Genomic DNA, 14,300 nt, shown 5'->3' on the forward strand with positions numbered 1-14,300 from the left:
GCGCAAGCTAAATTAATATCATACAAGGACTAAGAAGGGATACAAAAATTATAAAAATACTTTTAACAAGTGGGGACATGATGAGTAAGTCTTTATTAAGACTGATGCAACGTTCTAAAAATCATCTCGGCAAGTGATTTACTAATTCCATGTACTTTAACAAGCTCATCTATGGTTGCGTCGCATACTGCTTTGTATGAACCGAAATAATGCAGTAATGATTTTTTACGAGTCTTACCTATACCCTTTATGTTATCAAGACTTGATAATTTGATGGTACGCGATCTACCTAGTCTATGATTCTTTATGGCAAAACTATGAGCTGCATCTCGTAAGATTTGCAAATATTTCATAACCGGTAAATTCTTATCTAGAGTAAATACTTCCTTACCTACCATATGGAATTGCTCAAGACCGGCATTTCTATCAGGACCTTTTGACATACAAACAAAAGGAATGTTCATTTTAAATTTATCCATTACCTCTTTAACAATGCCTACATGTCCCCTACCACCGTCTATAATCATTAAGCTTGGCAATTTATACGGCTCTTGTTTTAATCTTGTAAGTCTCCTTGTTAGGACTTGTCTGAACATATCATAATCATCACCCACCGTAGTATTATATGTACCATTGGTGTCATACTGTTGCTTGACCACAGGATCTAGATTGTTTGTTAATGTACTAAATCCTGTGATCGAGTCGTGGGATGACAATGAGAAAACACGATATTCTTTTTTATCAAAACCTGACTTACCGGCAACTACCATAACTCCAACCGCAAACTTACCTTGAATATGACTATTATCGTAAATTTCTATTCTTTCAGGAATCTCAGAAAGATCAAATAACTCTTTAATTTCAAGCATAATCTCTTGATTTTTTGCAAATTTCTTCAAATATTGCTCAAGCGAAAACAAAGCATTTGTTGTGGCGTTCTGAACTAGTTTGGCTTTACCTCCACTAATAGGTAGTATAATGTTGAGTTTAGTAATATTATTGATTTTCTTAATTGCTTCTATAACATCCTCTTTATCCTCTACCTCATTATTAATAATAATTTCCGATGGTAGTTGTTGTTTTTGATAAAATTGCAATAAAAAATATTTTAGTATTGCCTCTTTAGTGTTATTTCCCATGGCAGTAGGAAAATAAGGAATAGTACCACATGCTTGTCCTGCCCTATATAAACACACTTCTACACAATAATGTCCGTTCTTTTCTACAATAGCCATTATATCTGCGTCTTTAACAATATCCGAGATACCTGCTTTAAGCTGCACATAACTAAGTGCTTTAATACGATCTCTAATTTCTGCCGCCTCTTCAAAATACATATGACTGCTTAGCTCTTCCATCTTTTTAGATAGGTTCTCTTGGAGTTCTTTAGTGTGACCTTGTAAGAAAGCTGTAACCTGTATTACTAGCTCTGCATAATCTTTTTTATTTATCTTACTGATACAAGGAGCATAACAACGTTTTATTTCATATTGTAAGCAAGGGCGATTACGTGAATTAAAGTAATTATCCGTGCAGGAACGTAATTTAAAAATTTTTTGTAGTTCGGTCAAAGTAGTATTAACTGCCGTAGCCGAGGCAAAAGGACCAAAAAACTTACCATCACTTAGAGTTCGAGTTCTACCACGATATTTTAACAATTGTGGAAAATCATGATCTAAACGTAACTTAATAAAAGGAAAAGACTTGTCGTCCTTAAGAAGAATATTAAATTTTGGCTGAAATTTTTTGATTAACTGTGCTTCTAAAAGCAGTGCCTCAACTTCGGAACTAGTGACACTATATTCTAAAAAGCAAGTATTTGCAATCATCCGAAGTGTCTTATTATCTAAATCTAGTTTAATATAATTAGTAAGACGCTTTTTTAAATTTTTAGCTTTACCGACATAGATAACTTGCTTATTAACATCAAACATCTGGTAAACCCCTGCACATTCAGGAGCATCTACAAGTTTAGATTTAATTAATTCACTTCCGGTAGCATCTGAGGTCATATGTATGGTTTTCCGATGTCATTCCCACGTAGGCGGGAATGACATTACATTATTTGTCAAGCCATGTAATGGATGTTTCTTCTAATTCCCCGCTGTATTATATGGATTGTCATTTGCTACTTTAACATCCACTGTTTTTCGTGTATTGTCATCAAAGAAAAAAGTTATTTTAAAACTACTTCCTACATTTAAAGGTCCTTTTAAATCATAAAGCATAATATGCATACCACCGGGCTTAAAATCAACTTTAATATTATCAGCAATTAAAAACGGGTAATCTACTTTTACCATCTTACTAACACCACTCTCATCAGTGATTGTTTGATGAAGTTCTATTTTATTTGCGATATCTGAAGATATATTCACTAAATTATAACTACTACTTCTACTATTTACTAATGTAAAATACATAGCAGAGTTGCTAACTTTACCTTGTACATCCGTTGTAGGTCTTGCCCAAGGTTGTACAAAGTGAACGGCTAACGCTGCAGGTAATAGATTATTGGACTCATCAGAAGAAGCATTTGTAGAATAATGATTTTGAGCTGTTTGGTTCTCAGCATAGCTTACTGCACAAATTAAAGTTATTAAACTAATTAACAATGTTTTGAGCATAATAAAATACCTTTAATAAATTAAAATAAAACATTAGCATATATTATATTAAATATAAATCTAGTTTTTTAAAAGATATTTTGTATACTTCTTGCTGTAGCCTCTCTATAGTATAACTAACTGTGATTCTTGGCATTTGTAGAGTATAATGATCTAAAAGATCTATTAATATGTTTTTTGTCTTTTTTGCCTGCTTCACGTAGCATCCAACCTACTGCTTGATGCATTAAATTATGTTTATCGTTTAGGAGTAATGTTGCTATTTCAAAACTAAGTAGCAACTATAGCTATGAGTCTTTTCCAAAGAATTCCCGATTTTGTTAATGTAAAACGATCATCCTTTTATTTATCCAATAAATAAGCTCCGATTATATTATGGGCTGAAGCATCTACTAAATTCGAATTATTTACGTGTTTTATATTGTTTAAGTAAAAATTATAAAAAATTCTTTATATTGTGCTTTCTGATACTGCATAATTAAAATCACTAAAAATCTTTCTTCATTAAATGCTGAAGTAATACGCCGACTTGAATCATATCATGCTAAATAATAAATAATAACTTTAGCTACCTTATGTAAAGTTGACATGGTAATCCTAAAAAACGATTATGCTCTCCATACTCTCATTCCCTAGTTTTAAAGAATTAAAGAACAGTGTTCTACGTTCTACAGAAATAGTAGCTGAGCTAAGCAAAATATTTCTAATTTGTTGTAAATGTTCTCTCATGTTCAATAAGCCATTTTTTACGATCTAGCCCTGAACTGTAACAGCCAAGCTCTCCATTATTATTGATGATGCGGTGACACGGAATAATTATAGCGCATTTATTTGCCCCATTAGCATTTGCCACGGCTCTATAAGATCTTTCCCTACCTATTATTTTAGCTTGATCAAAGTAACTTCTTGTTTCACCGTAAGGTACATTCATTAGCTCTTGCCATACTAATTTTTGAAATTCGCTTCCTAAAAGATATATAGGTGTATCAAATTTTTTCAAAGTACCGGTAAAATAAGATTTAAGCTCCTCTTTGATTGATAAAATCGGTTTAGTGCGATCTTCAGTAATAGCTGATTTTGTTTTAATCTTAAGTCTTTTAATTTTATACTCTAATCCTTTACTTTCAGCAAAATCGAGCAAATAAAGTCTCTCTTCGTCACTAATTGTCAGCATGGAACCAATCGGAGTATCAAGCCAAGCTGATTTTAAAACATTATTAATTTTTATATCCATATTATAGACGGTACAAACAAATTAAAATTACATTATAGTCATATTCAACAAGAAATACAAAAAGCCTCAAATAACCTATTATTTTTTATATGCTTTCTTATGAACTAGATACTCTAGATAATAATTTATTAAAACAAAATGTAAAAGCTTATCTACAAGAGCAGAATTATGCTCCAGTGGCAATACTGATAATTACTATAAAATTGTAATAATTGCCTAATATTTCTAGATATTATATAAATGTTGATAGCTTACAAATTCTACGTTATTGCAAAGAAAATTAGACATTGTCGGTATTATTTTTATTACTTAATAATCAATAGCACATTACAAAAGTAAATTGGCTATTTGTGTTATTTAAACCAAATCATTTAGCTTTATGCTTTTTGGTAATATCAACTCAGCTTTCCAAAACATCACTTAAATTTTCAGTATTGAAATTAATTACTATTTCTTTTTTAACAACATCAAAATAATAATTATCAAGTGAATTTCTAATTGAAAATTTTAAATGAACAATTATTTTTTTCTTAATAATCTCATAAGAGTGTTAAGAGCAATTTTAACAGTTGTTTCATGCTGATTTTGATCTATTTGTTCCTGTAAGAAGTTAAATGATTTTCTATAAAAAGCTATTATTGTTTTGTTGTTGCCTCACTCACTCGGCACATCATGTTTAAATTCAGATCTTATTTTTTGAACTCTATTTAAAAGCTCACTATCCGATAAACGTTTATTATGATGCTGTATTTTGTATTATTGTGTTATTTACTAAGGGTAGAAAATTTTTGATAAAGGCAGGATCAATATTGATATAATCCTTAATAGTATCTTGTATTTGATTAGCCGTATCCACTACTGTGATGTCTGTTCTTTTAATACATTCCGAAAATAAAATGCTTATCACGCAACTATTTTTTTATTTGGTTTTTCTTTATAAAGCTTTTAGATCTCTTTGAGATTAGTAAATCTTTTTAATTCATTATGTAGTTCTTTTGAAGAAACTTCAGATAATTTAAAAAATTTATTAGAGTTAGAGGCTATAGACATCAGATTTTTAAATTTATTCAACAAGAAATAAAAGTTATTGCGTTATAGCTTCATCGGCTAAATAAATATTTTTCATTTCTTGTAATAATGGAAAAAGTTCTTTTAACTTATCATCTATAAAAAATATAGCTTCTTCTCAATCTTCTTTATCTAATAGTAATCATGTTAAAATATTTATCAAGCAATGATTCATCTTAAAGATATTGCTGAATAATACGCCCCTCATAAAATAACGGTACGATCATATTATCTTTTAATATAGCTTTTATAGTATATTTATGAATTGATTTACCAAAATTTCTAAATGTATGTTTTTGGTCTTTTAAAATCGGTGTACCGGTAAATGCTATATAAGCGTTAGGCAAAATAGTTCGCATTTTATCTGCTAAGTCACCGTATTGAATACGATAACCTTCGTAAATAAGAGCAAAAATATTATCATTGGAATCTTGACAATTATCTTTAAAAACTATTTTTAATTTATTAAACCGTAGTTATAATAGATACATCACCTCTAATTAATTTAATTAGTTCTGCTGATGTAGTTGCAAGTTTAGGTTCAAGTCCGCAAGCTTTAAAAGTATTTTCAATTTGTCCGTCAGGTTTAATTCTATCGGTTATAATTATGATACGCGTATTAGCAAGATTAGTCGATTTTAGGAGAAATTAGGCAATTATTACCATTTTTAAAGATATGCCTGTACCTTACTATATTATACTTACCTCCCTTTGCTAAGCTTATGCTCTTCACGTGTGTTGTACTATCCTTTTTATAGCTATATGTGTGGTAACAAATTGATGATGATGGGCTATCTTTCTTACATCATTATTCAAAAACACAAAAACGTGTATCAAAATAATTTCTACAAGTAGTAAAAGCACCAGAATAAAGAATATTTTTGAGCTTTTCAGTTAACGACTTGTTCATTAGATTATGTATATAATATATTGATATTTTGTTTTTTTAAAAGCTTAAGCTCTTTTTTGTATGTTTCTAACTCATTACGTCAAGCTATTAAGATAATTTGAACACAGCTTTGCTGTTCAAGCAAAGGTATATTACTGCATTATCCTAAACACGTAAAATGCTAGCTATTTTTTGTTGTTCTAGTAAAGGAGAAACTAAAATAGATAAATTTGAGAATATTCTGCAGCATTTATATTGTGTAATGCTCCTTCTCATAAAATTTTTTAACCCAAGCTTTATATTTATTAGATTGAGTGAACAAAAAAAGATATTCCGCATAAAACTTATTTTGTGTCCGTCTTTATATTATAGAGTTAATAGTATGTTTTAGTTTCTTCCAGACATTATTCTCATTAAAATTCTCGCCCAATGATGAATTCGATAATTTGTGTTTTGGTGTCGTCACATTCCTCAAAATCTACAAGGGTATTAAGTAGTATTATCTTTCATAAATGCATGATAGGGTACAGAAAAGTAAAAAGTTTTGTTATTAAACAAATAAGGCACAGGAAAATTAGGTTTGATAACTTCCTAATAATGATCTCAGTAAAGTAGCTATACATTCAAATTGCAGCATAATTAACCTTTATTTATGTTAAAAATAATCATTAACATAATAAATCAATTTTTTTAAAAATGATCTAATTAATCTTGATTATATTAAAATTGTTAAAATCCTTAATTTTTTATATATCAAGCTTTAATCGTATGTACTGAATGTGAGTATCACAAGTTAGTAAGTTTAAACCTTCTACTATTGCTTGGGCTATTTAATAATCTATCAAACGGGCCTTGTGATATAACAGCAAGTTTTATAAGTGATATGAACTGTAGAAATCGGTAATTTTTGAAATTTATTAAACTCTTTGAAATTTATTAAACTCAATGGCTTTTTTAGGTCATTTGGAGCTTCTAGCTTTTCTAAAGATTTTTTAATAGTAATCTTCTATGTGTTTAAACTGCTTACAAAAATTATATTATCAGAATTAGCTATAGTTGCTTACTATTTTATATGGTAGGGTTTTATCATTATTTGTCACTGCAATAAAATATATGTATCTAAGTATAAATGACTTTTTGCATTGTAAATGTTCACTACTTGCATTTTAAACGTTTAAATTTTTAACTGATTTAAACTAGCTTAGTTAAGTTAAGTTTAAAACATATATCAATATTTTAAATGTTAAGTTATTAAAACCCTTGACTCTGTTATGTTCCTATAATATCCTATAATTTTCCATTAAATCCCAAATTAACCCAAACTATACCAATGAATGTATTTTTATCGAAGTATGTAAATGGTGTTGATAAAAAGAGTAGGGTTTCGGTGCCAGCGAATTACCGTGCGGTACTAGGGCAAGAATTATTTAACGGTGTAATTGCTTATCCATCGATTAGGAATAAATGTATAGAGGCGTGTGGTATTTCACATATCGAAAAATTAAGGCAGATGATTGAAACACTTGATCCTTATTCTGAGGAACGTGATGCATTTGAGACCATAATATTTGGGGAAGCCTTGCAACTTTCGTTTGATAGTGAGGGAAGAGTGATGTTGCCGCAGTCTTTAATGCAGCATGCGGGGATCGAAGAGCAAGCATGTTTTGTAGGTAAGGGAGTGATTTTTGAGATTTGGCAGCCACAGAATTTTGAGAAATATTTAAATTCTGCTCAAAAAATTGCTTATGAAAAGCGCTTAACTCTAAGGAATGCGAATTAATGCAGCAATCTCACATACCGGTAATGCTAAATGAAATGCTAGCAAATTTAGCTCCACAAGATGGTAAGTCTTATTTAGATTGTACGTTTGGAGCAGGAGGGTATAGCAAAGCAATATTAGAAAGCTGTAACTGTTATGTCACAGCTTTAGATCGCGACCCGAATGTGATTAAAAGAGCCGAAAGAATTAAACAAAATTACAGTACGAGGTTTGATTTTATAGAAACGAATTTTGCCGATAGTTTTGCAAAGCTTAAGGAAAAAAAATTTGATGGGATAGTTCTAGACTTAGGTGTTTCATCAATGCAGTTAGATATAGCAGATAGAGGATTTTCATTTTTACATGACAGCCCCTTGGATATGCGTATGAGTGGACAAGGTTTAAGTGCAGAGGAATTTATAAATACTGTAGAAGAAAAGGAGCTTGCTGACATAATTTATAAGTATGGCGATGAAAGTTTTTCACGAAGAATTGCTAAGAGAATCGTAGAATATAGAAAAACTGCCAGAATTAATAGTACAGGCAAGTTAGCCGAGATTGTTAGGAATAGTATAGGATTTCGAAAAGGCAAAATTGATCCTGCAACTAAAACCTTTCAAGCTATTAGGATTTATATTAACGATGAACTTAGAGAATTAGAAAGATTTTTGGCCAATGTGCAGAATATATTAAATAAAGACGGACGTTTAGTTATTGTTTCTTTTCACTCTTTAGAAGACAGAATAGTTAAGCATTTCTTTAAAGAAAATTCGGAAAAGCCGGTAGCAAGATCGAAATATTCTAAAGACAATCCAGTAATTGATCCGAATAAATGGCTTAAGATTATTACTAACAAGGCGGAAGCACCGTCAGATAAAGAAGTAGAATTGAATGTTAGAGCGAGATCGGCAAAGCTTCGGGCAGCAAAAGCGATATATGAGTATTAGTTATGAGTATAAGAAAATTCCATTATTTAACATTATTGATAACAATTATAGCAGTATGTAGTTTGTTTAGCATAAAGGAGCGGGTCTCAACTCTTGATTATCAATTAAATAGCGTTATAAAACAGATCAATAGTGAGAATAATAATATTCATATTTTAAAAGCAGAGCAAGCTTATCTACTTTCGCCTGGTAGACTAAAAAAGCTTGTAGCGGCTTATTTAACATTAGAAACAGTTAAATCTTATCAAATGATAAAAGACCCGTTGCTACCTACCACTAACCAAAATATTAAATTTGCTTATAATATTAGTATTCCTAAGGACAGTAAATGGCGTTACAGAAGAATTACGAATAATAAGTATATACAGACTGTTTCAAGTAAGGTTAAGTGATTGTCATACCGCAACTTGTTAGCGGTATCCAAAAAATTAATGTTTATATATTAGATATCGCGATTAAGTCGCGGGATGACAACTTATTTTATGAAACATATTTTAGAAAAATGGAAACCTGCAATTAAAAGTCTGATAATTTGGAATGTTTGTAGTAAAAATATAAAAATCCGATTATTAATTGTTATTTGTGGCTTTTCTTTTCTTTTTTGTACTTTATCTTATAGGTTAATAATCGTTGCTACGAATGTTTACGATAAAAACCTCAATGCTGTAAAAAAAAATAATCAATTTAGAAAAGAAATAGTTGATCGAAACGGTAATTTATTAGCAGTTAACCTACCTTCTGCGTCATTATTTGCTAATCCACAAATAGTACTTGATCCTGAAACTTCTGTAAAAAAGCTAGCGGAAATTTTACCTGATATTAATAAAGCTAAATTACTTGCGGAACTTAAGTCAAATAAAAGCTTTATATGGGTTAAAAGAGATTTATTACCTAGTCAGCAAGAAAAAATAACTAGTCTTGGGTTACTTGGTTTTGATTTTGAAGAAGAGCAGAAACGAATTTATATCTTTTCTAATTTATTGTCACATGTTATCGGTTATGTAGGTAGAGATTTGGTTGGGCTTAGTGGCTTAGAACTTGCTTATGATAAGTATTTAACTAATTCCGATCATGCATTAAATGAACCCGGGAACTGGAAAGAGCCGCTTAAATTATCGATTGATATAAGACTGCAAAGTATTTTAAGTGAGGAGATTGATAAAACTTTAAAACAATTTAATGCTATAGGAGCAGTAGGAATTATTGCCGATCCAAATAACGGTGAGATTTTAGCATTAGTAAATAAGCCTGATTTTGATCCTCATCATCCTAATTTAGCAAGACCGGAAGAGTTGTTTAATATAGCAAGTCTTGGCCTTTACGAAATGGGTTCAGTGTTTAAGGCATTAACTATGGCAGTTGGTTTTGATACCGGTGCAATAAATATGAATGATGCTTATGACATTAGTTATATGAAAGTAGGAGGATTCCAGCTTAAGGATTATACGCCAAGACAAGGGTGGCATAGTGTACCTGAGATTTTTCTATATTCTTCAAATATTGGTACAAGTCAAATTATGCTTGAAATTGGCAAAAGCAATTTTAAAAAATACCTAAAAAAATTAGGTTTATTAGATCAGTTACAAATAGAATTGCCGGAACGGGGTACGCCATTATTTCCTTCCGAAAAAAGATGGAATGAGTTAACTAGTGTTACTATGTCGTATGGCTACGGCATTTCGATTAGCCCTTTGCATTTTGTTAGAGCAATGTTACCGGTTGTTAACGGCGGTACTTTATATGATCTTACTTTATTAAAAAGAAAGGATGAAAAAGTAATAGGTAGAAGAGTTTTTAGTGAACATACCTCGACCCAAATGAAGAAATTATTTAGATCGGTAGTAAAAGAAGGTAACGGCAAAAGAGCAGAAGTGAAAGGTTATCTTGTTGGAGGTAAGACAGGTACGGCAGAAAAACTTTCACAAGGTGCAGGAGGTAAAAAGAAATATCTAAAAAATAGTAGAGCTTCATCGTTTTTAGGTGTACTACCGGTATCTAATCCACAATATGTTATTTTCATCAGGTTTGATGAACCAAAGCCTACTAAAGAAAGCTTTGGCTTTGCAACGGCAAGCTGGACGGCTGCCCCAACCGCCGGTAGAGTTTTTGAACGTATGATATCTTTATATGGTTTAGAACCGATAGAACACAATGAAGAGGAAAGTTGACAATTAATCTTTTTTCTAAGCTAATAAGGAGTTTTTTATGTCAAAAAATGAAAATATAACGAATAAAAACCTAATCATACTACTTACTATCCCTATTACACCCTATCAGGCGTCTTCAGTCTTTTGATCCCACATTAAAAAGAAAAACACAACAACCGTTTTTCTATATAAGTTTCGATGAATAAGAAGAATTAGAGCTTAGCGGTAATGATAAAAGCACTAACCCTAGTTGTTGTGAGTTATTATAGAGTCTATTAATTGTTTTAAACTGTACAAAAGAGAAAATTAATTTATATTTTGTACAAGGTGGATATGATTGTTAGGTGGATCAGCTTTCTTGTTGTCATCCTGTGATCAAGTCATAGGATAGGATGACAACCTAATTGCCAATCAAGCGGCAGCATGACAAACTATATATAAAAACTATTTATGTTAAAAATAAAACAAGAAATATATAAAAATAGCTTACAAATAATATTAAAATTGCTGTTTGCTTTATTATGTTTGTTAATCATATTATTTCCGTTGGTAAGTTATAAAATAAATATTCAAAGCAGAATTTTTCCAGCGATAGAAATTATATTTATTTATTATTTTATGTCATTATATTCCTTAAATGTTTTTAGAATATTTTTGCTCGGTCTATTAATAGATCAAATAAGTGGGATACCTATCGGTACAAATTCGTTAGTTTTTTTATTGGCATATGTGATTTATAAAGTATCTTCGAAATATTTTGTAACTAAAAACTATTTTATACATTTCATTATTTTTTGCGTTTATTGTTTATTTATATTGAATTTTAAATATTTACTAGTAATAATCAAAAGGTTAGAAGCAGATGGATATTTAATACTTTTCTTGCAATTTTGTACAACTATATTTTCTTATAATTTAGTTTATCTTATACTTGACTCTCCTATGAATTACTTTAAAAAGTATGCTAAATAAAAAAATACTACATGGTGAGTTAATTTCACGAAGGGCCTTTATAATTGGAGTAGGTAAACTCGGATTTTTATCTTTGCTTGGAATAAGAATGTTTTATTTACAGCTTATTAAAAGTGAAGAATATAAGACTTTATCAGATAAAAACCGTATTAATTTTGTTGTGCTTCCTCCTAGTAGAGGAAGAATTTATGATTTAGACGGCAATATTTTAGCTACTAATAAACCATGTTATCAGCTAGTAATAGATCGAAGCATTAATAATAATTATAGGGATGAATTAGAAATAATTAGTAATATTTTAAATTTATCTCCAGAAAAATTTAATTATATTAAACAAAAGATTGAAAAATCTAGTCGTCATGTACCTTTAGTAATATTTGATCAGCTTGATTGGCAGCAAGTATCGGTGATTGAAGAACAAAAACATAAACTAGCTTCAATATTTATTGATGTAGGATATTTAAGGTTTTATCCTTTTTCAAGCGTTACTTCTCACTTAATAGGTTATCTTGGTCAAATAAATGAGCAAGAGAAGCAAGAGTTAAATATATATAGTGTAAGCAATTTTAATATAGGTAAGTCCGGCATTGAAAAATATTATGATAACAAATTACGAGGAGAATTCGGTTATAAAAAAGTAGAAGTAAATGCTTACGGTAAACAGGTACGAGAAATAGCAGGAACCCCTACTAAATCAGGTGAAGATATGCATTTAAATATCGATGCTTCTCTTCAACAAAAGATACGGCAATATTTAAATCCTAAAGGTTCTTCGGCAATAGTTATGGATACTAGAACCGGAAATGTACTAATTTGTGTTTCCACACCAGGTTTTGAATCAAATAATTTCAGTAAATTATCAGAAAATTATTGGCAAAGTTTAACGGGCGATCCTTATAAACCTTTAATTAATAAGGTAATACAAAACTCCTATCCCCCAGGTTCAGTTTTTAAAATAATTACTGTACTTGCAGCCCTTGAAGTAGGTATTAATCCTAATAAAACTGTTTTTTGTGATGGTAGCTCTGTCCTTAATACTAATAGCTTCCGATGTTGGAATCATAGCGGACACGGTACTCTTGATATGATGTCTGCTTTAAAGTATTCTTGTAATATTTATATGTATGAATTAGCAAGAATAATAGGGCCGGATAAAATTCTTGCAGTTGCAAGAGAATTTGGATTTGGCTCAAAGACTGGTATTGATTTAGCTCATGAAAATATGGGGTTCGTCCCTTCCAAAGAATGGAAAAAGAGAAAATTAAAGCTTCCTTGGTCAATAGGGGATAGTTTTAATTTAGCAATCGGGCAGGGATTTTTAGGAGTGACACCGATGCAGCTTGCAAGATTTATTACAGCTATTGCAAGCAATGGCAAGCTATATACACCCAGAGTATTAAAAAATGATCCAGAATTTTATAATGTCAATATTAAACCCGAAAATATCAAAATAATACAAGAAAGTTTGTATAATACCGTTAATGTTGTAGGGGGTACAGCGTACTATAATAGAATTTTAGGCAAAAATAGGCAGCTTGCCGGTAAAACAGGTACTTCTCAAGTACAAGGTAAACTAAATGCTAAAGACGATTTAAGCCGTGATTCTATCGCTTGGGAGAGGCGTAATCATGCCTTGTTCTTAGGCTTCTCTCCTTATCATGATCCTCGATATTCCGTTACTGTTTTTATTGATCATGGGGGAGGTGGCAGTAAGGCAGCCGCCCCAATAGCTCGTAAAATCATGTCGGATGTGCTGGATAAGTATTTATAAACTATATGATGTGCTTATAATTCAATTAAGATAAAATTATGATAGAAGAATTACTAAAATTTCAGTATGGTTATAATGATGAAAAAGTAGCAGCAATAGTAGAAAGGGTTATTGATTATGATTTATTGTACTGTATAAAGTATTTTATTAATAATGGAGGTATTGTAATAGAAAATTAAGGTGCAGAATTTACTATACTTAATGTTGCTGTAAAAAGCGGATCTTTAGATATTATAAATTATCTGTTTGACAAGAATATTTTTACCGTATCTCAAGAGCTTCTCACAATAGTAAAACGCCCTTTCATTCAGTCGTTGCAGGTAATAATATTGAATCTGCAAAGCTTTTACTGTACAAAAGGGGTCAGATGTTAATGCTAAGTTTGAGTATGCAGAGAGTATGCAGAAGGGTAAAAATTTCTTTGGTTTTATATTTTCAATTAATCAATCATATAGAAATGGCTAAATTTCTTCTTAATTAAGTACGAATATGTATGCCTGATACAGATTTATTGGATTTATGTAATGTGTTGAAAATGAGAAGTTTTCTATTGTCTATAAAAGAACTTGATAATTTATACTTATACCCTACCGGTCAAGATAGCGATTTTATTAATGTTTATAAAATCTCAAGTCCAGAAGTTCAAGAAATGTGGGATGTAAGAGTATCGTGATATCATTTAAGCAAACTTGCTGAATTTAATTTATTGAAAAGAAGTTTAACGAAGAAATCATTATAGGATAATATGCTGCTCTTAGCAAACAAATAATAGTAGTTTGACAAACCATAAATATTATCTACAAGGAATTATTAGAAATATAAGTAGATAATAATTGTATAAAAGCTGATTTTTTTGAAATAGCTTGTTATAAGTAAAAATCTTGTT

General features: G+C 30.5%; 13 protein-coding genes and 1 pseudogene. 8 read left to right on the plus strand and 6 right to left on the minus strand.

Going from position 1 to position 14,300, the window contains the following annotated elements:
- Nucleotides 1–95: 95 nt before the first annotated feature.
- The 6 genes and pseudogenes from uvrC to A1E_RS07095 form a co-directional block, all read right to left on the minus strand.
- Nucleotides 96–2,012 carry an excinuclease ABC subunit UvrC gene (gene uvrC / locus A1E_RS01900; RefSeq protein WP_012148551.1) on the minus strand — a complete coding sequence of 639 codons (1,917 nt, stop codon included), beginning with the start codon at nt 2,010–2,012 and terminating at the stop codon, nt 96–98.
- Nucleotides 2,013–2,093: 81 nt separating this feature from the next.
- Nucleotides 2,094–2,627, minus strand: a complete 534-nt coding sequence (locus tag A1E_RS01905; protein ID WP_012148552.1) for a copper chaperone PCu(A)C — start codon at nt 2,625–2,627, stop codon at nt 2,094–2,096.
- 116 nt (nt 2,628–2,743) lie between these two features.
- Nucleotides 2,744–2,908: a DNA alkylation repair protein gene (locus tag A1E_RS07085; protein ID WP_269146062.1), complete on the minus strand. Its 165-nt coding sequence runs from the start codon at nt 2,906–2,908 to the stop codon at nt 2,744–2,746.
- A 422-nt stretch (nt 2,909–3,330) separates the two neighbouring features.
- Complete coding sequence (locus A1E_RS01915; protein ID WP_012148554.1) at nt 3,331–3,861, minus strand: methylated-DNA--[protein]-cysteine S-methyltransferase; 531 nt, start codon at nt 3,859–3,861, stop codon at nt 3,331–3,333.
- Nucleotides 3,862–5,105: 1,244 nt separating this feature from the next.
- The gene (locus A1E_RS01920; RefSeq protein WP_196792442.1) at nt 5,106–5,384 is read right to left on the minus strand and encodes a hypothetical protein; all 279 of its coding nucleotides are present in this window, start codon (nt 5,382–5,384) and stop codon (nt 5,106–5,108) included.
- Nucleotides 5,385–5,394: 10 nt separating this feature from the next.
- A pseudogene (locus A1E_RS07095) lies at nt 5,395–5,553 on the minus strand (restriction endonuclease subunit R); the annotation flags it as partial.
- A 1,595-nt stretch (nt 5,554–7,148) separates the two neighbouring features.
- On the opposite strand from A1E_RS07095, the gene mraZ reads away from it, so the two are divergent.
- The 8 genes from mraZ to A1E_RS01955 all read left to right on the plus strand — a co-directional run bounded on the left by mraZ (nt 7,149) and on the right by A1E_RS01955 (nt 14,087).
- Nucleotides 7,149–7,598, plus strand: coding sequence for a division/cell wall cluster transcriptional repressor MraZ (mraZ, locus tag A1E_RS01925; protein WP_012148556.1), 450 nt, complete (start codon nt 7,149–7,151; stop codon nt 7,596–7,598).
- A complete protein-coding gene (gene rsmH / locus A1E_RS01930; RefSeq protein WP_012148557.1) occupies nt 7,598–8,524 on the plus strand; it encodes a 16S rRNA (cytosine(1402)-N(4))-methyltransferase RsmH in 927 nt (308 codons plus the stop codon). The genes mraZ and rsmH overlap by 1 nt, the downstream gene beginning before the upstream one ends.
- 2 nt (nt 8,525–8,526) lie before the next feature.
- A complete protein-coding gene (gene ftsL / locus A1E_RS01935) occupies nt 8,527–8,916 on the plus strand; it encodes a cell division protein FtsL (protein WP_012148558.1) in 390 nt (129 codons plus the stop codon).
- 90 nt (nt 8,917–9,006) lie between these two features.
- Nucleotides 9,007–10,692, plus strand: a complete 1,686-nt coding sequence (locus A1E_RS01940) for a peptidoglycan D,D-transpeptidase FtsI family protein (protein WP_012148559.1) — start codon at nt 9,007–9,009, stop codon at nt 10,690–10,692.
- A 429-nt stretch (nt 10,693–11,121) separates the two neighbouring features.
- Nucleotides 11,122–11,643 carry a hypothetical protein gene (locus A1E_RS01945; protein WP_012148560.1) on the plus strand — a complete coding sequence of 174 codons (522 nt, stop codon included), beginning with the start codon at nt 11,122–11,124 and terminating at the stop codon, nt 11,641–11,643.
- Nucleotides 11,633–13,414: a penicillin-binding protein 2 gene (mrdA, locus tag A1E_RS01950; protein WP_012148561.1), complete on the plus strand. Its 1,782-nt coding sequence runs from the start codon at nt 11,633–11,635 to the stop codon at nt 13,412–13,414. Before A1E_RS01945 ends, mrdA begins: the two co-directional genes overlap by 11 nt.
- Nucleotides 13,415–13,452: 38 nt before the next feature.
- Nucleotides 13,453–13,593: a hypothetical protein gene (locus tag A1E_RS06130; RefSeq protein WP_012148562.1), complete on the plus strand. Its 141-nt coding sequence runs from the start codon at nt 13,453–13,455 to the stop codon at nt 13,591–13,593.
- A 314-nt stretch (nt 13,594–13,907) separates the two neighbouring features.
- On the plus strand, nt 13,908–14,087 hold the full coding sequence (locus A1E_RS01955) for a hypothetical protein (RefSeq protein WP_012148563.1): 180 nt from the start codon (nt 13,908–13,910) through the stop codon (nt 14,085–14,087).
- Nucleotides 14,088–14,300: the final 213 nt, after the last annotated feature.

Source organism: Rickettsia canadensis str. McKiel (assembly GCF_000014345.1).
Lineage (GTDB): Bacteria > Pseudomonadota > Alphaproteobacteria > Rickettsiales > Rickettsiaceae > Rickettsia > Rickettsia canadensis.

Excerpts from the sequence above, each read along its gene's own strand:
- uvrC (WP_012148551.1), bottom strand. The coding sequence starts at position 2,012 with ATGACCTCAGATGCTACCGGAAGTGAATTAATTAAATCTAAACTTGTA.
- A1E_RS01905 (WP_012148552.1), bottom strand. The coding sequence starts at position 2,627 with ATGCTCAAAACATTGTTAATTAGTTTAATAACTTTAATTTGTGCAGTA.
- A1E_RS01915 (WP_012148554.1), bottom strand. The coding sequence starts at position 3,861 with ATGGATATAAAAATTAATAATGTTTTAAAATCAGCTTGGCTTGATACT.
- mraZ (WP_012148556.1), top strand. The coding sequence starts at position 7,149 with ATGAATGTATTTTTATCGAAGTATGTAAATGGTGTTGATAAAAAGAGT.
- rsmH (WP_012148557.1), top strand. The coding sequence starts at position 7,598 with ATGCAGCAATCTCACATACCGGTAATGCTAAATGAAATGCTAGCAAAT.
- ftsL (WP_012148558.1), top strand. The coding sequence starts at position 8,527 with ATGAGTATAAGAAAATTCCATTATTTAACATTATTGATAACAATTATA.
- A1E_RS01940 (WP_012148559.1), top strand. The coding sequence starts at position 9,007 with ATGAAACATATTTTAGAAAAATGGAAACCTGCAATTAAAAGTCTGATA.
- A1E_RS01945 (WP_012148560.1), top strand. The coding sequence starts at position 11,122 with ATGTTAAAAATAAAACAAGAAATATATAAAAATAGCTTACAAATAATA.
- mrdA (WP_012148561.1), top strand. The coding sequence starts at position 11,633 with ATGCTAAATAAAAAAATACTACATGGTGAGTTAATTTCACGAAGGGCC.
- A1E_RS06130 (WP_012148562.1), top strand. The coding sequence starts at position 13,453 with ATGATAGAAGAATTACTAAAATTTCAGTATGGTTATAATGATGAAAAA.
- A1E_RS01955 (WP_012148563.1), top strand. The coding sequence starts at position 13,908 with ATGCCTGATACAGATTTATTGGATTTATGTAATGTGTTGAAAATGAGA.